General features: G+C 53.0%; 17 protein-coding genes and 2 pseudogenes. 6 read left to right on the top strand and 13 right to left on the bottom strand.

All coding sequences use genetic code 11. The features are described from left to right. Positions 1-165 precede the first annotated feature (165 nt). The 4 genes and pseudogenes from IPJ88_04725 to IPJ88_04710 all read right to left on the bottom strand — a co-directional run bounded on the left by IPJ88_04725 (position 166) and on the right by IPJ88_04710 (position 2,736). Positions 166-1,052: pseudogene (locus IPJ88_04725) on the bottom strand (restriction endonuclease). A gap of 154 nt (positions 1,053-1,206) precedes the next feature. Then, entirely contained in the window at positions 1,207-1,917 is a 711-nt protein-coding gene (locus tag IPJ88_04720) for a nucleotidyl transferase AbiEii/AbiGii toxin family protein (GenBank protein QQR91039.1), read from the bottom strand. Positions 1,918-1,958: 41 nt separating this feature from the next. After that, on the bottom strand, positions 1,959-2,114 hold the full coding sequence (locus tag IPJ88_04715; protein QQR91038.1) for a type IV toxin-antitoxin system AbiEi family antitoxin domain-containing protein: 156 nt from the start codon (positions 2,112-2,114) through the stop codon (positions 1,959-1,961). Continuing rightward, positions 2,065-2,736 carry an AbiEi antitoxin N-terminal domain-containing protein gene (locus IPJ88_04710; GenBank protein ID QQR91037.1) on the bottom strand — a complete coding sequence of 224 codons (672 nt, stop codon included), beginning with the start codon at positions 2,734-2,736 and terminating at the stop codon, positions 2,065-2,067. Before IPJ88_04710 ends, IPJ88_04715 begins: the two co-directional genes overlap by 50 nt. Before the next feature lie 246 nt (positions 2,737-2,982). Between IPJ88_04710 and IPJ88_04705 the strand changes: the two genes are divergently transcribed. Beyond that, a complete protein-coding gene (locus IPJ88_04705; GenBank protein ID QQR91036.1) occupies positions 2,983-3,486 on the top strand; it encodes a hypothetical protein in 504 nt (167 codons plus the stop codon). After that, the gene (locus IPJ88_04700; GenBank protein ID QQR91035.1) at positions 3,483-4,058 is read left to right on the top strand and encodes a hypothetical protein; all 576 of its coding nucleotides are present in this window, start codon (positions 3,483-3,485) and stop codon (positions 4,056-4,058) included. The genes IPJ88_04705 and IPJ88_04700 overlap by 4 nt, the downstream gene beginning before the upstream one ends. Positions 4,059-4,282: 224 nt before the next feature. On the opposite strand, the gene IPJ88_04695 is transcribed toward IPJ88_04700, so the two are convergent. Then, positions 4,283-4,765, bottom strand: coding sequence for a helix-turn-helix domain-containing protein (locus IPJ88_04695; GenBank protein ID QQR91034.1), 483 nt, complete (start codon positions 4,763-4,765; stop codon positions 4,283-4,285). Continuing rightward, positions 4,762-5,064: a DUF4258 domain-containing protein gene (locus IPJ88_04690; protein ID QQR91033.1), complete on the bottom strand. Its 303-nt coding sequence runs from the start codon at positions 5,062-5,064 to the stop codon at positions 4,762-4,764. The genes IPJ88_04695 and IPJ88_04690 overlap by 4 nt, the downstream gene beginning before the upstream one ends. Positions 5,065-5,387: 323 nt before the next feature. On the opposite strand from IPJ88_04690, the gene IPJ88_04685 reads away from it, so the two are divergent. Further along, positions 5,388-5,996 carry a hypothetical protein gene (locus IPJ88_04685; protein QQR91032.1) on the top strand — a complete coding sequence of 203 codons (609 nt, stop codon included), beginning with the start codon at positions 5,388-5,390 and terminating at the stop codon, positions 5,994-5,996. Between the two features lie 370 nt (positions 5,997-6,366). Here IPJ88_04685 and IPJ88_04680 read toward each other — a convergent pair whose 3' ends face one another. The 7 genes and pseudogenes from IPJ88_04680 to IPJ88_04650 form a co-directional block, all read right to left on the bottom strand. After that, positions 6,367-7,542: a hypothetical protein gene (locus IPJ88_04680; protein ID QQR91031.1), complete on the bottom strand. Its 1,176-nt coding sequence runs from the start codon at positions 7,540-7,542 to the stop codon at positions 6,367-6,369. After that, entirely contained in the window at positions 7,539-11,528 is a 3,990-nt protein-coding gene (locus IPJ88_04675) for an N-6 DNA methylase (protein ID QQR91030.1), read from the bottom strand. The genes IPJ88_04680 and IPJ88_04675 overlap by 4 nt, the downstream gene beginning before the upstream one ends. Continuing rightward, a complete protein-coding gene (locus IPJ88_04670; protein ID QQR91029.1) occupies positions 11,525-15,103 on the bottom strand; it encodes a DEAD/DEAH box helicase in 3,579 nt (1,192 codons plus the stop codon). Before IPJ88_04670 ends, IPJ88_04675 begins: the two co-directional genes overlap by 4 nt. Before the next feature lie 164 nt (positions 15,104-15,267). Next, positions 15,268-16,014: a hypothetical protein gene (locus tag IPJ88_04665; GenBank protein ID QQR91028.1), complete on the bottom strand. Its 747-nt coding sequence runs from the start codon at positions 16,012-16,014 to the stop codon at positions 15,268-15,270. Continuing rightward, positions 16,007-17,887 carry a DUF1998 domain-containing protein gene (locus IPJ88_04660; protein QQR91027.1) on the bottom strand — a complete coding sequence of 627 codons (1,881 nt, stop codon included), beginning with the start codon at positions 17,885-17,887 and terminating at the stop codon, positions 16,007-16,009. The genes IPJ88_04665 and IPJ88_04660 overlap by 8 nt, the downstream gene beginning before the upstream one ends. An 8-nt stretch (positions 17,888-17,895) precedes the next feature. Then, a pseudogene (locus tag IPJ88_04655) lies at positions 17,896-21,245 on the bottom strand (hypothetical protein). Between the two features lie 213 nt (positions 21,246-21,458). Continuing rightward, positions 21,459-22,655, bottom strand: a complete 1,197-nt coding sequence (locus tag IPJ88_04650; GenBank protein ID QQR91026.1) for a hypothetical protein — start codon at positions 22,653-22,655, stop codon at positions 21,459-21,461. A gap of 410 nt (positions 22,656-23,065) precedes the next feature. Here IPJ88_04650 and IPJ88_04645 point away from each other — a divergent pair, with 410 nt between their 5' ends. The 3 genes from IPJ88_04645 (at position 23,066) to IPJ88_04635 (ending at position 24,087) form a co-directional block, all read left to right on the top strand. Beyond that, positions 23,066-23,386 carry a hypothetical protein gene (locus tag IPJ88_04645; protein ID QQR92096.1) on the top strand — a complete coding sequence of 107 codons (321 nt, stop codon included), beginning with the start codon at positions 23,066-23,068 and terminating at the stop codon, positions 23,384-23,386. Between the two features lie 149 nt (positions 23,387-23,535). After that, entirely contained in the window at positions 23,536-23,802 is a 267-nt protein-coding gene (locus IPJ88_04640) for a hypothetical protein (protein QQR91025.1), read from the top strand. Next, positions 23,803-24,087, top strand: coding sequence for a type II toxin-antitoxin system RelE/ParE family toxin (locus IPJ88_04635; GenBank protein ID QQR91024.1), 285 nt, complete (start codon positions 23,803-23,805; stop codon positions 24,085-24,087). It abuts the gene before it with no gap. Positions 24,088-24,117 lie beyond the last annotated feature (30 nt).

Raw genomic sequence — 24,117 nt, 5'->3', positions numbered from 1 at the left:
CGATCGGCAGACGCAAGTTGTTGCTTTGACTGCGGATCTCAGCCAATGGGCGGGCTTTCTGACAGGGCTGGGAACGCACGGCGAACTTCCGCGCTTTGTTCCAGTTAGGAAGTAATTTCATTGGCTTGAACCCAGCGATCATGGCCCCAAGCTTCAGAGTTCCAATTACTGTTCGTCGAAGTAGTCTGAATCGATGCTTTTGATGTCATAGCTTGCGGTGACATTGAGACCAACGCCGTGTTCGAGCATCAACTCGCTAAGGCGTCTTCCGTCAATCAGAATAATTTTGGAATCGATTGATTCGGCGTAGTCATAGGCCGAAGATGCAAAGCTAGATGTCGTAATAAAGACGCCCTTCTTTGCGCGTTTGCCTTGCAGTGCACCCGCAAACTTCTGTACCTCAGGGCGACCCACCGTGCCGTCCCGCCAACGTTTCGCCTGAAGGTAGATCACATCGAGCCCGAGTCGGTCTTCTTTGATGGTGCCGTCGATGCCTTCATCGCCGCTTTTCCCCAACGACTGGCCGGCTTCTTCACGGGAGCCGCCGTAGCCCATCTTCAACATGAGATCGACCACAAGCTTTTCGAAGAATTCAGGCGATTGATGAAGAATCAAATCCAGCAGTTCATCAGAAAGCGCTTGTTCGATGGACTCGTGGGCCAACTGAATTTGCTCCTCGGGAGTGAGCTCGTCATCGCTCCCATTGTCGCTATCATCGCTAGAGCCTGTTTTTTCGCGCCGCAATTGTCTCATCCGCTCACGGTGTGCTTTGTAGTCAGGATAGTTTTCAGCAAGGAACTTCTTATCGATTTTTTCAGGAAGATCTTTGACAAGCCGACGGCCAAGCTCGGTAATCCGCAAGGTACCCCGTCGTGGATAATCGACAAGACCAGCCATTTTCAGATAGGAACGCGCCCAGCCAGTGCGGTCCAAGATATAGCTGCGTGTCCTTGAAGGGAGTTTGCGGTTTCGCTCCTCTTCGCTCAAACCAAAGTGGTTCGCTACTTCTTCAGTGGCTTCAGCAAGTGTGCGCACTTTTCCATCAGCGACATTTCCAACAGTGGTTTTGTGATTTCGTCGAACTTCGGTATCGCCACGTTGCCTCCATTGCCGGATGTGTGTCGTCAATTTACCCTCTGCATTCATTTCCGTAAATTAAGCGTTGTTTTCATGGTTTTCGATGTTATTGGCGGATTCCTGTAGGGTTTATATATTCAATACCTTTTCAAGCTTTGCTTGATGTTCTTTCTGTTTGGATTTGCTCATTCGTTGGATGTTAGCAAGCTTCCATTGTATGCCGGGCAGTCTTTCGATACCGGAAACATCGAGCGCATTCCAATCAGGGTTGCCACGTTTTACGGACAATAGAAATGCACGCTCTTTGTCGGTTAGGCTTTGTTGAATTCGCCTCACTAGATCTTTTCGAACTGCTTCAAGCTCCTGTAACGGCGAAACGTTATCGACCATACCCATAAACTCGCCCTCGTACGCGCTGCGAAGATCTAAAAAGTTTGGACTAAGCAATTCGTGCATTGGCCGGTTGTGACTTGCAAGGTACACAACAAAGGCTTTACGTACTGAATCGCTGAGACCTTCCGTCTCTAGCAACAACTTTACATCAAAAAGGTCACGAGGATGTTGACGATCGAGCGCCGCACAAAGCTTCCCTCCATAGAGATCTGCGTGGCTCACCACAAGGGCCGTAGTGAACAGCTCAAATTCCCTTTGCGCAGTTTGGCACAGTTCCATTTCTATCGGCGAAAAGACCGTGCCTCGAAGGATAAAATTAGGCTCGATCTTAACGGTAGCGCCATCGCGGCGTACCATCAGTCGAGCCACATCCACGCCACTAGCTGCGATTCCTTTGACTTTTGCTTCAGGAATCGATTGCTGAATACCTTTTTTGATGCGTTTCAACGCAGTACAAATACCATTTAGGCTTTCGTTACGGGCTTCGATTAATCTCCCGCTGACTCCAAGCTCTCGGGAAGCGAGAGCTGATAGGCGGAGTAATAGTGACCGCCGCCGCCTAGCACTCGCTTGCCAGAACCCAAATCCACGCGCTCAAGGGAAAGCTTGCCCATCCAACGGTGTTCTGAATGATCGCCGAGCAAGAGCGCGAGGCGCTTTACTTAACGGACCGAACAAGACTCCAAAAGCCGTTGCAGTACATAGGGGCGCAGGGTGGTAAGCCCCCCTTGCGATGGCCGATGCATCCCCAACGCTTATCTCACCTGGGACATCCAGCAACATCTCCAGCATGGCTCGCTCTGCGCCCGACAGTTGCATCTGAAATCCGTCGATATCTCGTTTGCTCAAGCCAAGCGCTGCATCATCGAAAAGAACGTTCGTCCTATATTCGACTTTCAGACCCCAATCATGCTCGGCAAACCACTTTGGCAACCGACTTGCTGGAGGACCGAAAAGAGTGAGCTTCGATTCGCCACGCTGCACAAAATGACCGTGACCCAACATCACGAGTGCGGCTTTACCGCCGGGATAAACACAATGCTCATCGTGCACCTGCAGAGCGTGAACAGCGCCCGCCCAGGAAGGTCGATCACCCGCGCGGCAATACACACCGACCGCCAGCTTTTGAAACCAACCACCTCGAACATAGCGATCAGCGAGTTGGTAGTACACACCACGACTGTCTAGCCACCTTTGAGTGGCTACCATTCCAGGTCGCCACTCCTTGAGAACTTGGTTTATTTTAGTGTTGTGTCCACTACTCATAGTAGTAATAATAACATAATTTCAAACTTTTGCGACAGATGGTTGGTGTTAGTGCATGGTTTACTACTAATAGTAGTAATACTTACATTACTATAAACTGTCGGTCGGCAACCCGCGACAAGAAATTACAGGCGAAGATACCTACCCTTCGCTAAAAGCAGGTCTCTAAGTCATTGATATTATGCGCGTCTCCACAAAAGGCCTATTTTAATTTGCATTCTATTTTTTAGAATATAGAATATAGGTATGAGGCTGCTACCCTTAGATTTGTTGGTTGGACTTAAGCTCAGTGCGATGAGTGAAGAGCCGACCTATGCGCAACTTGGGAAGGCACTGTTGCTAAGTCCATCTCAGGCGTACAATTCTGTGAAACGATTGCAGCGAGCAAAGCTTCTTCGCGCAAACTCGCTAGATGTCGATAAGCGTGCGCTCAAAGAGTTTATTATTCATGGGGCCAAGTATGCATTTCCCGCAGAGCGAGGAGCGCTTAAGCGGGGCGTCCCAACAGCCGCTTCGGCTAAACCACTCTCTGAACAAATACGAAACTCGGGTGTTCCCCTCGTTTGGGCTGATGAACAGGGTTCAGAACGAGGCGAGAGCATCGAACCGCTTTATAGATCCATACCTAAAATCGTCAAAGACGATCCCGAACTCTACCAGCGACTGGCATTGCTCGATGCACTGCGGGTCGGAAGGGCTCGGGAACGAAGCCTTGCGACAAAGAAATGGGAAGAACTCCTTAGCGCATGAAAAAAGACCTTCCCAACCGCATGCTTTTGATCCGCGCTGCCGAAGCACTGGGTGATCTTGTCCATGAAGTGGTATTTGTTGGAGGCACCCTCGTCGACCTTTTTTTGACCGACAAAGCAGCGCCGCCCGTACGGCAAACCGACGACATTGACGTCGTCGTAGAGATCACAACACGGGCTGACTACTACAACGTGTTGTATCCAAAACTCAAAGAACACGGCTTTCACGAGTATCAAGATCCAGAAAACAAAGCGCCGCTTTGCGCTTGGACAAAAAACGGCATGCGTTTTGACATCATGCCCATGTCAGAAAAATGTCCTTGGGTTTACCAACCGATGGTACCCAAGCGTGCTGAGCCACGCCGCAACGCAAACTCTCGGTACGCATTCAATCCGCATGGTCACGGCGCCACTTTTCATTGCCACAAAACTCGAAGCCTTCGCTTCAAGAGGCAACAACGATTTCTACGCGAGCCACGATATAGAGGACATCATTGCCGTCATCGACGGCAGGGAGAGAGCTGGTTGAAGAACTGGAGCGTTGCCTCGACCATGAAGCGCAGCGTTTCATAAAGACGACCTTAAAGCATACCTACGCAACGATGAGTTCATCAACGCGCTTCCCGGACACGTCGAAGAAGGACGCGACCGCATCGTGCTTGAAAGAATCCGAAAAATGGTGAGCACCTAGGGTCCCAAATCAAGCGAAAAAAATTAAATCGAGAGACACGTGACTCATCCCCGGCGGTCGCTGTCCTTGTCTCAGAAATAAGTCTCATCTCCCCGGGTTTGCGATCTCACGCAACCGCATCCCATTCGTGGTCAGAAGACCGGATTGTGAGATCAAACGGATGCTCGGAGACTGGGGTGTCTAGCAACTCCTCTGGGGAGTACTTTTCGACAGGATCTTTTGTTAGCACGAGCATTCGAAGTAGACGATCGGCAGTTACCGATATCCGAAGGTGACCGTTTTCGATTCTTGAAACGTGTTCCGGCGTGAGATCAAAACGGCGAGCGAGATCCTGAGCGGCCCAACCCAACCACTTCCGCAGGTATCTCACTTGGGGGCCACTCAAGAGGCCCGGCTTTTTGACCAGCGTATGCGCAACAACGCGGTGAAGCTGTTCGAGCCGAGGAATAGAAACCGCTTCTTCGCCGCACTCTTGGCAACGGCTAACTTTCAACCCACAGACGCGCACCGACGGAAGCGAGTCAAGCTGACGGTCTTGCACACTTTGTACAAGCGTTCGAGAACCGCAATTTCTACACCTCTTCATCATAACCTCCACGCCGTAATGATCACTACCTCGTCTAACTCTTGTTCAATACTCATGTCGTCTTCGCACTCAAACTCAACAACTACGGTAATTTTCTGAGTGCATACTTTGTAGCGCCATCCGCCATTTTCCCATTCTGGCCCCTCGACCCATCCACCACGCAATACATTGAGCACATCGATTTCTCCCAAATGGTCATTGCTCATTTCCTTTCTCGCATGCCCAGTAAAGGTCACCGTTCCGGTTTGGATAATCCTTCTGATTGCCGCTCGAGCCTCCTCCTTGTTTATCGATGCGTGCATGGGTCATATTCAAGTATAGACAAAACTTGATAAAATATCAAGTTTTAGGACTACGGACGAAAAAAAGCTAGTGTTTTCAGCAATTCGGGATTCTACTGAGCCGACTCTTTGGGTGACACGCAGGGAATCACTTCGCCCGTGGCTTTTAGGGCTATTCGGAAGAAACTTGAACAAAACGAAATGCTCTCCAAAGTTCATGGCGTGCGATTCTGTTCAAACTGCGTTGAAATCACCCTTGATCTACGGTGCGGAATCAACCCCTGCGGGTCACCATCGAATGATCGGGCTTGAATTTAGGGTTTTGCAACCATTTTATCATTAGTATGAAGAATATTTACGTACACGTTAACGACATTGCCGATATCAGAGAACGAGAAGCCGTCAAATTTGCCCAGGAAACCTTGGGCCAAGATTGGCATTCCAGCCTAGTGACTTACCGACTTGAAAGCGAGTTTCAACGCGACTGGTTGGCGGAGGTGGGTCGCTGGCTACATTTCGCCAGTCAAAATGGTTTCCTGGATGAGGTTCTAAAACCGATCGGTATAAATTTCAGACGGCTAAATGGGTCTTCCCAACAACCACCGAATCCGAACGACTTGGCACATCTAAACCTTCAATCGCGATTGGCTGAAGCTCAAACTGCCTACGTCCTTTGCAAAACGGGTTGGCAGTTTGGCGAATATGAACCCACGACGTGTGCTCAAAACACAGATGCGGATTTACGTCTGAAAAACGCTTACGGCGAATCCTTTTTTCTCCAGGTAAAAGCACCAGATCAACCTGGAAAGGTTGTGAATCATAAAATTGTTGAGGGCGAATATGACGATCGAATCATCACAGCTCTAGACAAGGCGCGCGCAAACGAGACCAATCGCTCACCCGCACGGTATCGTGCTTTGTCCACAACGCAATTTAAACCTAGCGTACCATGATGACATCGTCGGTTTTCGGCTTTTTGGGGAAACAGTTCAGAGAGATAAACACATTTATATCCCACACGAACGTCACGGAGTGTTCTTCACCGAAGTCGATGAGAATCTGGCGTTCGTGATGGTTTTGAACCTATGTAGGTACATAGACAAGACACATTACGCTTTCATTGCCTACGAAAACCCCAACTACACTGGACCTCCAGTTGAGCTCCCGAAGTTTGGCACGATTGCACGATTGGACCAAGATCACAGAATGATGTGGACGAAAGAACATGATAATGTTTGGCCCGGAGTTTGGAATGGTTCGCAGATACTTTATAAAGATTAAACTGCTATCAAAGCAAACTCAAACAACCGTTTTTACCCTATTCTAACGTGATAAGCTTTCAACATATTGCGCGAAATCATCGTGGTATTCCCATGAGGCATCGGCCACACCTTTGCGACGGAGAAGGTCGCGCCATTTCTTTATGATCGCCGCATCAGGATCAACAATTGTTACTTTCTTTAGTTTGCTGTTTTTGAAATTGCCAAACATTGCTTTTGCCATATCGTCTGAATCAGGAAGCGAATAACCACAGATAACCAATTCCTTAGCCTCGTGCAGATACTCATAGGCCCAATCCCACAGTTTTCTAAATACCTCTATTTTTGCCACCGGTTTGCGCGGTAGAGGCGGAACTATGCACGGAGAAATTTTGTCGTCTGGGGCCGGGATCGCCATTCCGTTTTCAACCCAGACTGTCATTTGGATTTGGGCCTTTGTTTTTGCCTCGTTTTCCCTTTGCGAATCATTGAGTTCAGGCTTGGACCCGGTTTGAATTGCCTTTTTGGGTTCGTCTATTTTTGTTTGGTTTTCCTTTTGTGACTCATTGGGTTCAGTCTCGGTCGCGGTTTGAATTACCTTTTTGAATTCCTCAGTGTTTGAGCGCCAGTTAGTGGATCCATGCAATTTGACCACCAGCGGTGTGTTCTTGTTCCGCGGATTCTTTTTTTTGGTTTGATTGGTACGGACATCTTCTCCATATATGCGAGCGCAACCGATGTTTTGTTTAAGTAAATGCCTTTCGAACATGCAGTCATAGTTGAAGGAAATGACGCGGTTTTTCCACGTACTCGATTTGTCCTTTGGAAAAACGTGCTTCGCGAACTTTTTGTAGGTTTCGCGATGGTCCTCGCTGATACTCTTGAGACCGCATAGAATGAGATGTGCAATGTCATTGAGAAATTCGTCAGCAGAACGTTTTCCCTTTAGACGTCTCGAATGAAAATTTTGAATAAACTCAAGATGGCTCACTTGTTTGACAATGGCTTCCTCGAGTCCGCATTTTTTAAACTCAGCGGCATCTAACCATCCTTTCTCGACTCGTTCAGAAGTTGGTTTTACCCATCCTGGCCGTTGCAGCTTCTTTAGAGCCTCGATCCGCTCACAGAAATCTTTATCGAGAGGCGATCTGTTTTCCGCCTTTTTCTTTAGCGTTGTGCTGTGAGAAGCCCCAGCACCAAGGACGAACAACTTATCAACAGGTTCCCTTCTTTCTCTCATCGCCGGGCTCTTTGTTCGTTGAGGGCGAACAAATGGTCGAGGGTGTGGGTTTCAAAAATCTTTTCGTTGGGTTGGTTGTAGGGGGGAATGGTTGTGGTGGTCCAGGTGGGATCGCCTGTTTGGGTGGCGTAGGTTTGGAGGACTTCGTGGTCTAGGTGTTCGTGGAGGTGTCTGAGGCGGGTGATGGTGGGGTCGTTTGTGAGGGCCTCGTCTTTTAGGGCGTTGTAGAGTTTGGTTAGGCCTTGGCCCTGTTTGTTCATCCAGTCGGTGCGGGCTTCGTAGAGTTCTTTGCCGAGGGCTTCGAGTTCGGGGAAGGTTTCGTGCGGGTCTGCTTTGGGAAAGGGGAAGGTTTCGAAGCAGTCCGAGGCGGTGTAGCGCAACCTGTCTTCAAGCGTGGAGCCCATGAGGCGGGCCCAGGGTTCGTGGATGCGGGATTGGAGGATGGCGAAGGCGGTGTAGTTTTCGAGGGCGAAGACGTTTAGTGCATGAGAAAAAACCCGTTCGATAGGTTGGAACGCTAGAATCAGGTGCTTCGACACTTGGGAATTGACGAGGCAGCGCTGGAGGGGGGCGATGGCGGCGTAGAGGCCGGGACCAACACGTCCAAACTGCCACCAGTATGTTTTTAACTGTTTTCCATCCGAGTTATCTCGAAGCTTATCCCGCTCGGGTTTGACTTTGTCGCGGATGATTTGGAGGAGGTCGGGCCAGGCTTCGGCTTGTTCGAGGCTCATTTGGCCGAAGTTGATGACGTAGCGATCGAAGGCTTGGGTCGGAGAGGTGTTGACTTCTTGGCCGCCAAGATAGGGGAAGATGCGCTCGGCATTGCGCGCATCTTTTTGAATCAGCGCATCGCGTTCTTCGGGCGTGAGCACAAAACCTTGACCATAAACTTTTACGCCTAAGAATGAACTCTCTGCGTTATCAGCGAGCTTGACGGGATCGGGGCGCTCGGGAGCAGCAAGCAAGCGCGAGTTGATGACGGAGACTTGAGCGGCATCTAAGATGGGCGCACCCATGAAGGCTTTGGGCTCGCCTTTGGCCAAATGTACAGTAGAGATGGTCACCGCTGCATCGCCAGGCCATGGAGTCGACACAAGCGCGTTGAAAACAACAGATCCTTCACCGATCAGAACTTTCAGTGAAGAACGGCGCGTGTCGCCCTGAGAAATTGTGTTTGTTGAGACAAGACCAATAGTTCCATGCTCACCAAGTAGCGTATCTGCTCTTCTGAAAAAATGTGCGACTATATCTGACTTGCCAAGGGCACCTGGATGAATCAAAAAGAGCCAATCACGGTAGCTATCTCCAAACCGTGCCGAGATCTGCGACTGACCCATAAACGGCGGATTGCCCACCACGCAATCAAGGTAAGCGGGCTCGTTGCTCTGGGTTTGGCTTAGCGGATCAACACGGCCGGCGTAGAATATTTCGGGGTATTCCAGGTGCCAGTGAAAGGGATTGATGCGCTGCTCTATGTCAGCGCTAAGCGCTTTGATTTCTTGATAGGCCTCGCGGCAGCCCTCTCCTTCAGCAAGCCAGGTGATGATGAGGTCCAAACGCCGGGTGCGCTCACTCTCGCGCTCTTTGCTCTTTTTGTGATCGAAAAAGGCGCCGATGAGCAGGTTGGCGATGAGACGCAGGCGATAGAGGGCATCGTCGGCATCGCGCATGGCATCGCTTTTGTCTTTGTAGCTAAGGTTAAACTGCTCAGCGCTTTGGGTGATGCGCAGGCGCGCTTCGATGGCTTCATCGAGCATGTTTTTTAGTTCGCTTGAAATCAGATTTTGTTGGGTTTCGGGCTGCCAGTTAAAGCTAATGATTTGCTCAAAGCTCAGACCGACGAGCGAATCACCGCATCTAAGATTATGATCGACAAAGCTAAAGGGTTTTTGCCGCTGCATGGTCAAAAGCCAGAGGCTTATTTTGGCAAGCTCGACAGCAAAGGGGTTTTTATCAACGCCGTAGATGCAGCGCTCGGCAACCAGGCGCCGCGCCTCGAGGATCAAGTCTTCTTTGCCTTTGCTTTGGGTGATGGGATGATTCTCGCGCTGCCAGGCAAAGAGCAGTTGCTCTGAAAGGTAGCGGGTGGCCTCGACCAAAAAGGCGCCGGAGCCCATGGCCGGATCGCAAAGCGAGAGCGAGAGGATTTGCTCGGAGGAGGGCTCGGCGAAGGCTTTCAAAAGAGGCTCAAGCGCGCGGGCGACCAAGGGCCGGGAGAGCTCGGGCGGGGTGTAATGCGAGCTTGTGCGTTTGCGCTCTTCTCCGGGCTGGATGATGAGGCTGCCTTTTTTGGCAATGGGCGTGTGTTTGGTGCTCTCTTCGCTAAGGCGCAGGGTGGCTTTTTCGAGCAAGGTCTTGCGGTCAGTAGCGTGCTCTTTTTCAAGGGCGGCGATGTCTTTATGCAACGCAGCGGCGCGAGCGCCAGAAAGACCCACGTGCTCTTTGAGAAAGTTTTTGCGCTGGGATGCTTTGACTTCGAGCAGCTCGCTCACGCTAAGCCAGCTTGGCGTAAAGCCGCTGCTCGAGGGTTTGATGCGCACGGCATCTTCGATCAGCCGCTCTGCGCTAAAGCCCATCAGCGCTTCGTAGCAAGAGCCAATCTGCTCGACCTCTAAGCTCTTGTAAGAAAGGCGCTCGCCGTCGAGGAAAATCAGCGCGCGCAGGATTTGGTAGATGCTTTCATCGTCGATGGTGGGCAGCGTGGCCCGGGCGCGCGCTTCGGGATCGCCCACGGGCACCGAGGCATCTTGCGAGAAGCCTTCAAGGAAGGCAAAGCGGTTGGGGTCAAAGAGCTGGCCTTTGTGCTCGGCAATGCGCAGATCTTCATGCTCGATGCCAAAGTAGATGGCGCGAAAGAGGGCGAGCAGGCCGGGATAGGCGCTGTAGCGGCGGTGCATGGCGTCGGGGTAGCGGCCGCGTTCTGTTTGCAAGCGCTCGAAAAGAGCAAAGAGCGAATAGTGCTCGGCAAAAAGCGGATGCGCAGAGGGGAGCAGGTTTTTGTCTTCGGCGTAGAGAATCACCACCAAGCGCAGCAAAAAGGTGAGCAGGGCCTCGTAGAGCGGGTCGTCGTGCTCGGTGCGGCTTTCGATAATAGGACGCAGCCAGCAGTGGTGCGCACGCTCGTCGGCGGCTTCAAAGGCATGGAGCAAAGTCTCAAGCGCTTGCAGCATTTGCCGGGACAGGTCGGTGGTGACTTCGGCTTGCATCTGCCGCGAGCGGGCGAGGATGCTGTGCAGTTGTTTGTCTTCAGCAACGCTTGCGATGCGCACATCGGAAAGCAGCATGACCAGCGCATCAAAGAGCGGGCGGCCGTGCACCTGGGCCATGTGCGCGATGCGAAAATCCAAATGCCCGCTTGCGCCGCCGTGCGGGGCGTAGATCAAACGAATGATGCTGCCGTTGCAGAGCACGCCGATGGGAATGCGGCAGTGGCGCAAGAGGCGGTCGAACTTGTGGGTGGGCGGATAGAGCCAGGGGCCACTCTGATCTTCGGGCGCATCCAGGTCTAAACCATCAGGCAGCTCCCAGTAAAGCAAGCGGTACTGCTGGCGAAGCTCGGCGGCCGGCGGATAGGACGGCGGGCTTGAGATGCGCAGATCTTGGGGCCGCTGGGCATAGTCGGGGATTTTCAGCGCGGCGGTGGGGCGCAGGGTCTGGCCGCCTTCGGGAATGTAGAGCGAGAGAGCATCGGGCAGCTCTTCGGTGTAGCCGGCATTGTTCCAGCCGAGGCCCTCACAGAAAAAGTCACGCGGATCGCGCAGGCGCAGCGGGCGGGCGCCGTCGGCTGCAAGCTCTGCTGCGTTTGTTTCGCTGTCATTTGCATCTGTTTGTTCGAGCTGGGCGATAAAGTCGCGATGATCTTCCGCCGCAAGGCGCTGAAAGCATTCGGACTCGATGAGCGCGGGCACACTAAAGACCAGGCCTTCGATGGGCTGGGCCATGCCGAGCCATTCCCGATGAAAGAAACGCGCAGCATCGTTCATAATTCAAGCTCCGGCCAGAGATAGACCAAGCCAACGGGCTCGAGGCGATGAAGCTTGACGTCGTAGATGGCGGCAAGCTCTTTGGGTTCGTGCTCAAGTTCGATTTCGAGTGCACCGAGTCTGCGCCGCAGGTGCGCAAGGTCTTGGGCGCGCTGCTCGGCTTGCTGCTTTTCGCTTTGGCTGTCGCCAAAATCAAAATGTGTTTGTTTGCCGCCAAGGGCTTCTTCGATGGCGCTTTTTTGGCGCAGCAAAATGCCGCGCAGCATCTCGGCTTCGCGGGCGGCGCGCGCGCTAAGTTTTTGTTCGGCTGCGAGCGCTTCGGCATCGGCTTCGTCTTTGAGCAAGGGCCAGAGCTTGCGAAAGAGCGCGGGGGCTTCGTTGCACAGCTTTTGCGAAAAGAGCGGCTGAAGTTTGGGCGCCTGGGTTTGGCGCCCCAGCGCGCGGCGCATTGCTGAGATAAGCGTCTCAGTGCCGGCAGGATCGAGGGCGGGTAAGTGTAGCCCTTCGCTTTGGGTGAAGCTCGCCGCCACGGCAAGCAAGGTGTCGTGCAAGCGGCCCGCGCCAGAGCCAAACAAGGACAAACGGCCAAGCACCAGCACGTGCGCTTGCGCTGTGTCCGGCATGGCGATGAGCGAGACGCGGCTTAGATCGTGGACGGCATGCCCCTGGGCCGAAAAGCGCGAGAGTACACGTTTGACGAAAGGGTGCTCTAGATGCAAGTGCACCTGATCTTGGCTCATGGTATCGGGCGCCTCAAAGACCACGGGCCTTGGTGAGATAGCGCGATGCTCATAGAAACTTTGATCGCGGGCTCTGGGCGGACGCAAGGTGTCCAAGGTCTCTTGCCAGCCGCGCGGAAACTCCGGCAGCTCAAAGACGCCGGATGCTTTTTCTTCGAGCGGGGGGATGTCGCTGAAGGAGAGGCCAACGTTTAGCGCTGCGCGCAGTTCAGCGCCGCGAAAATCAAGAGCTTTGCGCGAGCGCTCGAAGATGCCGTTGGCTTCGTCGACTTCTTTGCGCAAGGCTTTAAGTTCGCGCGCGGCTTCAAGCTCGCGGCGGGTGGTGTTTTGCGCTTCGCCTAGATCGCCGCTCAGCGCAAGCTGCTGCTCGCTTTGCTCGTCAATGCCTTGTTGCAAGCTTTGCTCCATGCGCTCGAGCACCACAGTGCCCAAAGAGCCGAGCTCGGAGCGAATGGTTTCGGTTTTGCTGACCAGGGTCTGCAGCACGCGGTCTTCTTTGCGCTCGGGATAGATGAAGTAGTGGCAGCGCACTTCGGGCGAGGGTTGCTGTTGCCGATCGATGCGGCCATTGCGCTGCTCCATGCGCGAAGGATTCCAAGGAATGTCATAGTGAAAAAGATCGGCGCAGAAGGCTTGCAAGTTCAGCCCTTCGCGCGCGGCATCGGTGCAGAGCAGCACGCGCACCGGATGATCGGCGGGCTTGGTATTAAACGCGTATTGGGTTTGTTCGCGCGCTTCATCGCTCATGCCGCCGTGAATCTCAAGCAGGCGCTCATCACCGCGCTCGGTGCCCTCAAAGGCACTTTGAAGCAGCGTGCGCAAGTAGCGTTTGGAATCGGCATATTCGGTGAAGATGATCACACGCCGATCGCTCCATTTTTTGTCTTGGTTCTCTGAAGTGAGCTTGCCAAAATTGGCATAATTTTTACCAATTTCATGACAACAGTGGCGTTTTAACCAGGCAATTATTGCCAAAGCTTTCATGTCGGGTTTACGGCGCAGGACTCTGGCAAGGCCAAGCATTTCTGCTCGCAGGGCGGCGCTTTGCTCAAGCAGGTTTTGATTCGGGCTTTGTTCCAAAGCAGCTTTGCCTTCAAGGCCGCGATCGTAAAGCTCTTCGCTGCTTTGCTCATCGATGCCCTGGGCGGTTTCGGCATCGCCGCTGCGCAGCAAGTCGGCAGCATCCACCGTTAGCTCGTGCTTTTTGAGCGCGCGCTTTTGGTGCGTGTCGTGAAGCTCGAGAGTGCGCGCAAAGGCTTCCGGACTGCTCAGCAAGCGCTTTTGCAAGTTGATTAAGCTTAGACGTTTGGCTTGGCCCACGCCTGCCCTCTTGTGAATCTCGGTGTAAGTGCGCAGCAACTCGGCAAGTTTGAGTTCCGCTGCGGGATCCGCGAGACTTTCGTCGGCCGAAAAGAGCATGGGCTCGCTGTCGGCAAACTGAATCTGCGGACTGCCTTGTTTATCTTCGAGCGCTACGCGAATGATTTTGCGCTCGGAGAACTTTTGGCCGGGCATAATCTCCCGTAAATCACTTTTCAGACGCCGCACCATCACGGGCGCAAGCTCTTGTGGGCCCTGCACGGGCACGGCGCGCGAAAAACGCTGCGGATCGAGAATCTCAAGCAAGGCTGAAAACGAGTTGGAGTGGCCGTTGTGCGGTGTGGCGCTGAGGAAGAGACGGTTTTCAAAGCGCGGGGCGATGTCGCGCACCACTTTGGTGACGGCAGAATCAACGGCGTACTTGCTGGCGCTGGCAGGCGCCACCGTGTGCGCTTCATCCAGGATGAGCAAACTTTTGTGCGCGCGCTCGCCGATGTGCTGCAACAAGGGGTCGCGGTATTCCGGCCGACGCAGCAAGGGATAGGAGATAATGAAGCGATGATGCGTGGCCCAGGGGTTGATGGCAAAGCCGCGCTCGCGGCGCTTTTTGAGAATGTAGTCGCGGCAGAAGACTTCAAAACGAAGGCCAAAGCGCTTGTTCATTTCGTCTTGCCACTGCAGCAGCAACGATGCGGGGGCTGAGACTAAAATAAAATCGACGCGTTGTCTGAGAAGCAACTCTTGGGCCACAAGGCCCGCTTCGATGGTTTTGCCGAGGCCCACATCATCGGCGATGAAAAGATTGGCGCGCGGTAAGGATAGCGCTTTTGACAGTGGGGTGAGCTGATAGGGCTGAATCTTGATGCCGGCGCGAAAAGGCGCTTGGAAACGATCGACTTCGGTGGCGCTGACGCCTTGCCAGCGCAGCGTGTTGTAATAGGCGGCAAAATGCTGCGGCGAATCCAGCGCGCTGATCGTTTCGGGCAGCTGGGATTCGGGGTGGATCACTTCGGCGCCAAGTTCAAGTTCCCAGAGCACCTCGAGCTCGGCGCCGCGGTGATCGTCATCAAGGCAGGTGAGCTTAAGGCGCGTGGCTTGCGCGGGATCGTCCGGCTTGTGCACTTGCCCGACCAGCCATTGCCGATGACGCAATCGAACAGTATCACCTGGTTTGGGATCAAAACGACTTTCGTTGGAGCGGGAGAAGAGCGGTTTGGGCGGAATAGATTTTTCATCGCCGTGGGCGCGGAGCAAAGTTTGAATCAGCACAGGGCGAGAGCGGCTCTCGGCATCGAGTCCGTGCGCCACGCAAAGCTGGCGAAGCTCGTCACGTTGAAGCAGCCCGAGCAGATCGGAAAAGGAAATGCGCTGTGAGCCCTCAAGCAGCGTGGCCAGATCCAAAGCTTGGCTCGGACTTTGCTCCGCACGCAGACCCACCCCAAGCTGCCTCGCAATATCGACAATGCGCTCCAAAGGGAGGGTTTGAAGAACGCTGCGGTGGCTGGCCGTTTGCACTGGGTGCTAGAGTAGTCAAAGCTATGGTAATTTTGAAGAAACTGGGTCTCTGAACGCTATTAAAGGACTCTTTACTAGTGATTTCTATTAGTAAAGAAATCTTTACTAGCGCAAAGCACTCGTAACGGCGCACTTTGGGGCAACGAATCAGAAGTTCTTTCGCTTCATTGATAAGGGCAGATGACACCGCCATCGATGAGGGACTGAAACTGAGTGACGAGGTTTTTGGCAAAGCCTTCGTCGTGAATGAGTGCGCCGGCTTCGATGTTGCGACTTTGGCCGCGGCTTGTGAAATTGGCTGAGCCAATTAGGGTGTGCTTTTCATCAACGACCAGGGTTTTGGCGTGCATGCTGGCAAAGGTGCGCGCTTGAAGTGAGCGCGGGTCGTAGAAAAACCGCGGAAAGGGTCCAGCGAAAGGCCAGTTTTCAGAGCGGAAGCGGTTGATGAGCTCGACGGCTTTTTCATGCACCGCTTCGCTACGGTGCACTTTGGCTTCGAGGTTGAGAAGAAAGGTGGCGCGCACGTTTCGCTGCGTCATGGCTTTGTGAAGCGGCGCAAAAAGCTCGGCGCCATGGTCAATGGCGTAGCCTGCCATCCATACGCTTTTTTGCGCCGAGGCAAGCAAATCACGAAACACGACAAAGGTGCTGCGTGCTGCAGCCGTTCTGCCCTCGGGACCAGTCCACACGAGCTCAATGTCTGTCGTTTGTTTTTCCCGTTCTTTGAGTACCGCATCACACAAAAGCATCAAGGCTTTTGCATCGAGGTTCTCGAGCGCTGGCTGATGCTTTGCCAGCACCCCAAGTCCGTTGGCCAGGAGCGCTGGCACTGTGAGAGGGGCGCTTAGTGTGCCGCGCGCTAAATTGGCGCGAAGGGTTTGCAGAGCGTCGCTTGGAATCTGCTCAAACATAATTCAGGGCTGGGAAAAAGGCCGTGTCTTGCTCGCCACCGACAACGGGAACAAGCAGAGCGCGGTCAAGATAACGATTGAAGCGTTCACACGAAGGCTCAGCAACAAACAAACAGCCGTGGCAGGCCGCACCTTCTAAAAACCGTTCAGCATGATCGCGTGAAGGAACATGGGATGCGCAGACCGGGTCATTGGAGCAAAGCGCGGCCATTTCTCGGGCGCGTCGTAGATGTGTTTCGATGTGCTTTCCTTGATCGACAAGGCCGCCCAGCGTGCCTTCGGACCCTACCGTACCGGTGTAAAGTAAAATGCCAGCCATCTCGGTTGGATCATCGCCGTAGGGCCCACAGTAGATACGTTCGCGAATGGCGCTTGCTGAATAACCGCATTCAAGCGAAATCGCATTGATGAGTACGTGAGCCAAAGAGTGGAGCAAATAGAACTTTGCGCCGAGGAAGGGTCGATCGTTTTGTTTCTGACCTTGTAAAGACTTTTCAAAGCCTTCTTGGAGTGTTTTAGCTCGCGCTTGCACCTTGGAGCGTTGTTGCCATTCATCCAGAGCTTTGTTGCTGAGCTGAATAAACACGCCCTCGCCTTGCACGGTGGTCGCAGGAAGCCACTTTTCCCCGGCGCTCAGAGGTGCACGTTTGATGCTGAGTTCATCAAACTCACCCTGGTTATCCGCAGTGGGTGGCTCAAGCCTGGTGAAACCAAATTGCACGCGCACTTCACGCAGACGATGCACGAGCACAATTTTTTCTAAAAAAGGTTGCAGGCTTGTGGGGACTTCCGTGGCTCGCGCCACAAAACTTTCAGCCTCGGAGTAGCTCTCTCCGGTTTGCTCAAAGGGTGCGCTTAGAAATTGTTCGTATTCAGCAGTGCGAATGGCTTTGCGTTTGTTCGTTCTTCCTTCCAGCACTGCGTTCATAGCTTCAAACACGCGCTCTATACCGTAACGCTCGAGCAATGGCTGGTACTTCTCGGTTTCTTCAAGCGTCATGCGCATTAGCTTTTCGGACTGACCACGAAAATTGCTTTGATATTTGGAAACTTCATCGAAAAGTTGATTGTCGGGGTCGGGTACCGAAAGCGCGGACATCACCAAAGGGAAATAACTGTTGCTTGCTGTACGCACGAGCAACCTAAGCCGCTCTTCGCAGGGCTCGATTTCACTGTCTTTGGGAAGCCAAGGCCGGCGCCCTTCGCAAATAAGCTCGCTGTGCTTGCCCATCAAGGATGCCAATGCCTTGGTCGTGCCGCAACCGTCGCAGCGCACTCGGATTTTGCTGAAGTCGCCGCTTGGATCTTCCTTCAAATAAAGTTCAGGTGCTGGGCAGCGCGTCTCTTCGCCCATATGCGCCACACGAACCCAGGGAAGATCTTGCAGATGCCCCGATGCGCATGCCCCAACGAAACGCACGGGCACCACTGGGCTTGGCTTTTTGCGATCGCATTCGTGGTAGCGCCGAGCATCTTTTCGTGTTGCGCTTGGCAAGTCGTTTCTTCGAAGCAAACGTTGACAGCCTTGGCAGACAAACCAAGCCGGGAACTCAAGCGCTTTGATCCCGACGCTGGGGCTGGCCTCGCTGTCATCGCCATACGGAGGACGCACAAAATATCTGTCACTTCCAAGATCAAGATCAGCATGTCTTTCGCTCAGGCGATCGCGCAAACGTGGCTCTTCAATGAAGAGGCGCTGATCATCAAGTCCCTCGAAGCGCCAGTTCTCGAGCCCCGAGACAATCACAGCGTGCTGCAACAAGTCGACCATGGATCCTGCTCCGTAGCTTCCCACCATTTGACTTTGCCGCACTTGTCCGTCGGGTTTCAGTTCGGCTTTGCCGCTTTTTTTGTTTCTTCCAAAACGTGCCATGAGAACCCCTACCCCGATTTGCTGGTTGGCTGACGTAACCAAAGATGAACACTTGGTTCGACATCACGCATCGATGTCGGAGCAACAAACTTACGTAACGTACTTTTTTCTTCAGTCACGGTTTCATCGAGAGCCAATCGCAGCAATGTCGGCTCTTTGGATTTTGCATCATAGCGGGAGTAGCTATACGATATGCCGCCGTTTTCCCGAGCATCGCGAACCAAGGTCTCCCAGCCGTCCAGACGGTTGCGCGCCCAACGCAAAAGACGTGCTTTGTTTTCATCCCCTGCGCGCTGCGCAAAACGCTCGAGAAGCGCATCGACCTTGGAACGATGTTCTGCAAGATCCATAGCAGCGCCAGGCGCAGTAAGTTCATCAATACCAAGTCGTAAAAGCGAAACAAGTGCACCGGTAAGGCCGCGATTCAACGCACGATCGGCAAAGGGAGTGATGCTTTGCGCTTCAACAAAGCGGTAGAAGCTCTGATGATACGCCACAAAATGCTCGTAGTGAGAACGATCGCGCGGACGTGCTACGTTGTAGCAGGTGATTACCAGACCAGGCCTGTTTCGATTTCGGCCCACACGGCTGCTGGCTTGAATATATTCACTCGTTGTTTTTGGTTGCCCCGCAACAACCATCAAACCAAGGCGTTCGATATCAACGCCCACAGAAATCATATTCGAAGCCAATAAGACATCGGTGCCCTGATCTTCGCTGTGGGTTCTCGCGACTCGGTTTTTGGTGGCGCTAATTTTTGCGGTGCTCTCGCGACTTGTAAGCTCGAGAGGTTCTGAAATTGTGCGATTTGAAAACCAAGCTGAGGTGGCGAGACCCTCTTCGGGCACCCTTTGTTCTTTGCGTTCGGACAAACCGCGCACATCATCTTCGACCAGCCGCCGCATGCCACCAAGCTCGCGTAAAGAGTTAAAGTAGCCAACGAGCGTCATGTAAGCATCGGCGAGTTCGGGATCATTTTTAGAATCTTTGTATGCCTTTTTTGCTGCAGTTAAAAGCGAGGTGTACGCTCGAAGCAAGACACGCTTGAGCGGATGGCCGGGCGCAGCTACGCCCACGTATAAACGCCCGGGGTCTTTACGATTGATGACCGAGAAATAGGTTTCCAAAGCGTCGATACCGTGTGGAGGAAAGACGCGTGTATCGCGCCGGCCAAATAGATCAGCGATTTGTTTGGCAGCATGATTTGCGGTAGCGGTCGAGGCAATGATTTTCGGGTGCGAAACGCTGCCGTGCGCTTCTTTGTGCGCACAGAGATTCTCAATAGCTACTTCATACAAACCGACCATGGTACCTAAAGGACCACTGATTAGATGAAGCTCATCTTGGACGATGAGCTCTGGCGGCCTGAGCCCTTCTGCAAGCGCAACATGCCCCTTGGGCGGATTGTCCATCGCGCCATAAAAGCGGTTGTCCTTAAACGCATGGACGCGGCCAAAGAGCATGGCCGTATCCCCACGCCACGGCATCATGGCAAACTTATCTACCGTAGCGATAACAAAACAAGGCAGCTCTCGATAAAGCTGCTCATCAATAAACACCAAAGGGATGCCTTCTGGATTTGGATTGGCAAATTCGCACTGCCCGTGGTTCATGCAACGCATAACCACTTGTTCTGCTTTTTTCTTCGAAGGACGCAGCTCAAAAGAATCAGCAGTCAGTTCTGTGCTGCACCAAGGACAACTTTGCAATGGACTCGGAAGTGTTTTTCGCCTTTGGTTGCGGTAATCGTCAAGTTGTTCTGCAAAATCACTAATGCGGTTCGGCGCAGCACTCCGTCCGACCCAAAGCCCCATGGCGAAACGTTGTTCTCCCAGCTCTTTTGGTGTCTTGCGGCGCAAAATTTCAAGTGCACTGATTAGAGCGGTGGCCCGCTCAAGCTGATCGAGCGTCAACAGTCTTAAGGTGTAGCGCAAGAGTACAGCCACTCCCAGGCCTTTGTCAGCGCGCGCTTGAGAACGCAGGCGGCGCAGCAGCAATGTAAACGCGATAACCCCGAGATAGGCTTCCGTTTTACCGCCCCCAGTAGGGAAAAAGATCAGATCCACCGTGCGTCGATCAGGATGCTGCGCGTCACTTAGGCCGGACAGGTTGTAAAGCAAAAAGGCCAACTGAAAAAGGCGCCATTTCGGCTCGCCGCGCGCAGGTGTGCGTTTGCGCGATGTCAGCGCCATCGCTTCATTGCAAAGACAAAACGCCTGTAGGATTTGTTTATCTTCCTTAAGAAGTCGAATGCCCGCTTCAATACGACCCGCTGCATCCTCGGCATGGACAACAATCTGATCACGGGTTTGTTGTCGGTCTTTTGTGCTCAGTGTGATGTCCTTGAGCTCCTTCTTGATCCAGGCGCCGTACGACTTGGGAGCTGACCGAGCGCAGCGTCGATGTCTGTGGCTTCGCTGAGATTGGCCAACTTTTCCATTGAAATTGTCACATCGTTTAGCCCGCGGGGATCGACCAGCGGAACCTCGCAACTTGGTATCCAGCGCGTATGAAGAAGCTGGCACTGCCCCGTTTGATTGATTGCGGGTTTGATTGCAATGTTATGACCCACAGCGAACTCGGATTGATCCCGGTACTGAAGCTCAAGCATGCGCGCATCGAGATCTTCAGAAGAAGTCTGGCCACGCAAATCTGGGCGCGGGATAAAACCAGCTTCACATTTCAAGGCCATCTGAATCTGAAAGAGCGTCGCTTCATCACGATCGGCTTGAGTTTCGCCGCGAATGGCTTTGCGATTGACCAAAAAGAGCGAGAGTGCACGGCTTCCTTGAGGCAGACCAAGCGCTGGTGCATCAGTGATGCTAACCAAGCGCCCTTCGAGCCGTACCGAAGAGGTGTTTGGCACGGGAATGCCTGCGGCAATCTTGTCCGCATCGAGTTTTACTTGAACCGTCACTGGGGGTTGCGGCACACGGCGCCAAAAAGTTTTACCTTTGCCTTTTTGGCCCGCTTCCTTGCGTTGCTCTGGTGTGTATTGTGCAAACGAAATCTCAACATCGACATGCGCACACTGCGTTTCAGAAGGCAGCAACACGGAAATGCCGACGGATGCTGGAAAGAATTTCTTTTGCTTGGGCTCTTGCTCCTCGGCACCAGCTTCCTCGGCAACAATATCGTCACCCATGCCCATGCTGCTTTCATCACTTTCCGGATCAGCATCAACCATCTCACGGCCCGCTTCCGGGACGATAAAGCCGGTCAGATACCAACTTGAAGGTTTGATTGAGAGCAGCTCGCGCGAGTCGCGATGCGCTGAGGCGCCTGCTGCCGGACCAACGAGGTCGGCATAGAGTGCTTCGAGCAGATGGTTGCGCACTGAATTGGAGTCCACTGACACCGCCAAAGCATAGCGAAGAGAAAAATCAGCGTCGAATTATCGGGAAATAACGCCCTTTCACCACCCAACCGACGCACAACAGACCCAAAACGCCCAGCACCTGTGAAAAACTGTGGAATCGAGGGACGGATTCTGAAGATCACATTGCTGGAATACTCAAAGATCAAAGCAAAGCTTGAGCGACTTTTATATCGCTCAAGCGTTGCTTAACTATCAATCGGTTTTTGGTAAGGGCAAAAGCACACCAAGCGTTGTGCATCCGGTGGTGATATACGGAGAGACCAAACCGGTAACTTCAGCAAGACCATCAACGGTATTCAAGCGAATCCAGCCTGCGCCACCTCCACCGCCTCCGCCGAGATGGTCGAGTCCGCCGCCTCCGGATCCTGAATCGTAGCCGCCGTCCTCGCCATCAGCCGAAGCAGCAGCGCCGCCTGATCCACCGGGACTTTTTTTCGCACCACCAAGAGCAATCCTATCCGATGGATAACCAGCTTCGCCATCCCCATCCATACTGCCTGCCGCACCGCCACCGCCATTTGCGGCAAGTGTTCCTTGCATGGAGATGTGTGGCGCTTCAAGCAAAAGGGCTCCGCCGCTTCCACCGCCACTTGCTCCCCACTGCCCTCCCGCACCGGAAACATTGATTACGCCTTGGCGCAATACATCGATGCGGGTACCCGAAACGATTTGAATTGCCCCTCCGCCAGCACCGGCATAGTCATACTGCCCATTGCCGCCGGTCGAGCCAGCAAGCAAAGGAGAAATGGATGGGTTTCCGTAAGGAAGTCCACCGTTGAGCGCATCCGACGTTTCGTTGCCGCCATGACCACCCTTTCCACAGAACGCGGCTCCGCCAGCGCCCATTGCACTAGAGCGTTCAGCGCTTAGGCCTTTTCCTAGCCCGCGACCATCTGCATAGTTCTCACGCAAAGCACTAGCTCCACCGGCTCGACCATTTACCTGAGAAAACCTGTCTGGAATTGCAGTAATGAGTCCGGAGATTTGAACATCGCCCAGAACAACAAACATAGCCGGATAATCGCCAACTACGTCAAGCTCACCGGAAGCCTCAATCGTCAGGCTGTTCAAAAAGAAAACACCTACTTTGGTGCGATCCGGATCATCCTGCTCGACCAACAAATAGGGAACTTCATCAAGACATATTTTGCCGCTGTTGGTACCTGCAGTGCAACGTCCATGAACCACAATATCAACGGGTTCGATCTCGACCGTCGTTGAAAGAGGAAGGTTCGAAATCAAAAAATCAAAGCTTGAACCTGCGCTAAAACTGACCGTTTGCTTGGCATAGGGATCGAGAGGGTCGCTTCTCCCGCCAGCGTCTTCGAGAAATGTGCAGCTTGAAAGCAATAGCGCACCGAGAGTGATAAATATTACAAGATTTTTCATGGCGATTTTTCCTTTGTTTCCGTCATGGAAGACGTCGAGAGCCTGGATCTTTTTTCTTATCGACCGCCTCTGTGAGCAGTTGCCTAAACAGCTAAAAAGAAGCCGGCCGGAACAGATGAAAGAGGAATCGGCTCGCCGCATGCGTGCATGCTTAGTGCCCTCAAACCCGCGTCATTGCCAAACATGTCTTGTTTTGAGCATTTTCATGCCAAGTCTGTCATCCCGGCTCTAGCCTCTGCTTCCTTATAGTAGAGGATGCCGCCTTCAGGTCGAGTGTGAAGAGGGCAAGGTGGGCCGTGTGCATCGGCTGATATTGGCAGCTGAGAATATGACGACGCGCACGCGAGGCGACCTTCATCTGACTTACAAAGACGTGAATACCGAAAATTAAACGTGCACTCGACACCGCTTTGCGCGTCCCGAGTTACCAAGTCCTTGCAGCGCTTATCGCCCAACCTGAACTGATCAACGCCACGGGCAAGGGTGTCAGGCGACATGCGAAACGCAAAGCTTCTTTGTTCATCAATCCAGAGCTCGTTCAATGTTTGCGCAGGCGCTTCAAAAAGAACAACCTTCCGCCGCACCTATCCATCGAGCACGCTTCGCTGCTCATTGCCTCGCTTGGCGGACATTTACCGCGAAATGGACCACCGGGATGGCAGACCCTCGGCGCAGGCTATCAGCGTCTCCTTGAACTCACTTCTTCTTCCCAATTTCAACTGCCTTTATGACTTATGATCTATCCTGAGTATCCGTCCCCCAATTTGCCCCGATTTTTACCCCCGATTTCAACAGGATGCTTCCACATCCTAACGCTATGAAAATATGCCCAATATCTTTGTTCCGTGGCTGGTTTGTACAATTAGGTCATATTGTACATATGAGTGATAGTATCAAAGCCTCTGAAGCCCGCATCCCAACTTCCTTATATAGCAGGGTGGCCTACCAAGGCCTTCGTGCGCGCATCACGCGACGAGGGCAGGAAGCACTTTATCTGATTTCCGAGCAGGACATGCGTTTGCTTGAAGCGCTTGAAGATCGCATCGACGGAGAACTCGCGCAAAAGGCCCTCGATGAAATGAAAGCTAAAGGAGAAAAGGCGATCTCCTGGGATGAACTTAAAACCGAGACCGACGACAAGCGCTAGATGGCCCAATACACGATCGAGATTGCGCCCGCAGCAGCCAAGGAATATCGAAAGCTCGATAAACCAGTTCAAAAAAAAGTGAGCGAGGAAATCGACAAGCTTGCAAATGAACCTCCGAGAGAACGTCTGACGGGTTATCCTTTCTACAAGATAAGAAAGGGAGACTACCGCATCGTTTACGATATCAGCGACACCACAATTATGGTGCTTGTCTTGCGCATCGCACATGGTCGTGAGGTCTACAAAGACCTCGATCGAATCAAAAGCATTTGCCCTTTGAAATAGCTTAAGCATTCACAATCGAGCGGCATACGG

The organism is Myxococcales bacterium (assembly GCA_016699535.1).
Classification (GTDB): Bacteria; Myxococcota_A; Polyangia; order Polyangiales.
Note: the sequence above shows the minus strand (reverse complement) of the source record. Positions and strands in the feature narration are given on the sequence as shown.

Coding starts and splice junctions, on each gene's coding strand:
- IPJ88_04650 (QQR91026.1), bottom strand. CDS start 22,655: ATGAAAAATCTTGTAATATTTATCACTCTCGGTGCGCTATTGCTTTCA.
- IPJ88_04660 (QQR91027.1), bottom strand. CDS start 17,887: ATGGCACGTTTTGGAAGAAACAAAAAAAGCGGCAAAGCCGAACTGAAA.
- IPJ88_04690 (QQR91033.1), bottom strand. CDS start 5,064: ATGCACGCATCGATAAACAAGGAGGAGGCTCGAGCGGCAATCAGAAGG.
- IPJ88_04635 (QQR91024.1), top strand. CDS start 23,803: ATGGCCCAATACACGATCGAGATTGCGCCCGCAGCAGCCAAGGAATAT.
- IPJ88_04680 (QQR91031.1), bottom strand. CDS start 7,542: ATGAGAGAAAGAAGGGAACCTGTTGATAAGTTGTTCGTCCTTGGTGCT.
- IPJ88_04685 (QQR91032.1), top strand. CDS start 5,388: ATGAAGAATATTTACGTACACGTTAACGACATTGCCGATATCAGAGAA.
- IPJ88_04700 (QQR91035.1), top strand. CDS start 3,483: ATGAAAAAAGACCTTCCCAACCGCATGCTTTTGATCCGCGCTGCCGAA.
- IPJ88_04640 (QQR91025.1), top strand. CDS start 23,536: ATGAGTGATAGTATCAAAGCCTCTGAAGCCCGCATCCCAACTTCCTTA.
- IPJ88_04695 (QQR91034.1), bottom strand. CDS start 4,765: ATGATGAAGAGGTGTAGAAATTGCGGTTCTCGAACGCTTGTACAAAGT.
- IPJ88_04665 (QQR91028.1), bottom strand. CDS start 16,014: ATGTTTGAGCAGATTCCAAGCGACGCTCTGCAAACCCTTCGCGCCAAT.
- IPJ88_04675 (QQR91030.1), bottom strand. CDS start 11,528: ATGAACGATGCTGCGCGTTTCTTTCATCGGGAATGGCTCGGCATGGCC.
- IPJ88_04705 (QQR91036.1), top strand. CDS start 2,983: ATGAGGCTGCTACCCTTAGATTTGTTGGTTGGACTTAAGCTCAGTGCG.
- IPJ88_04710 (QQR91037.1), bottom strand. CDS start 2,736: ATGAGTAGTGGACACAACACTAAAATAAACCAAGTTCTCAAGGAGTGG.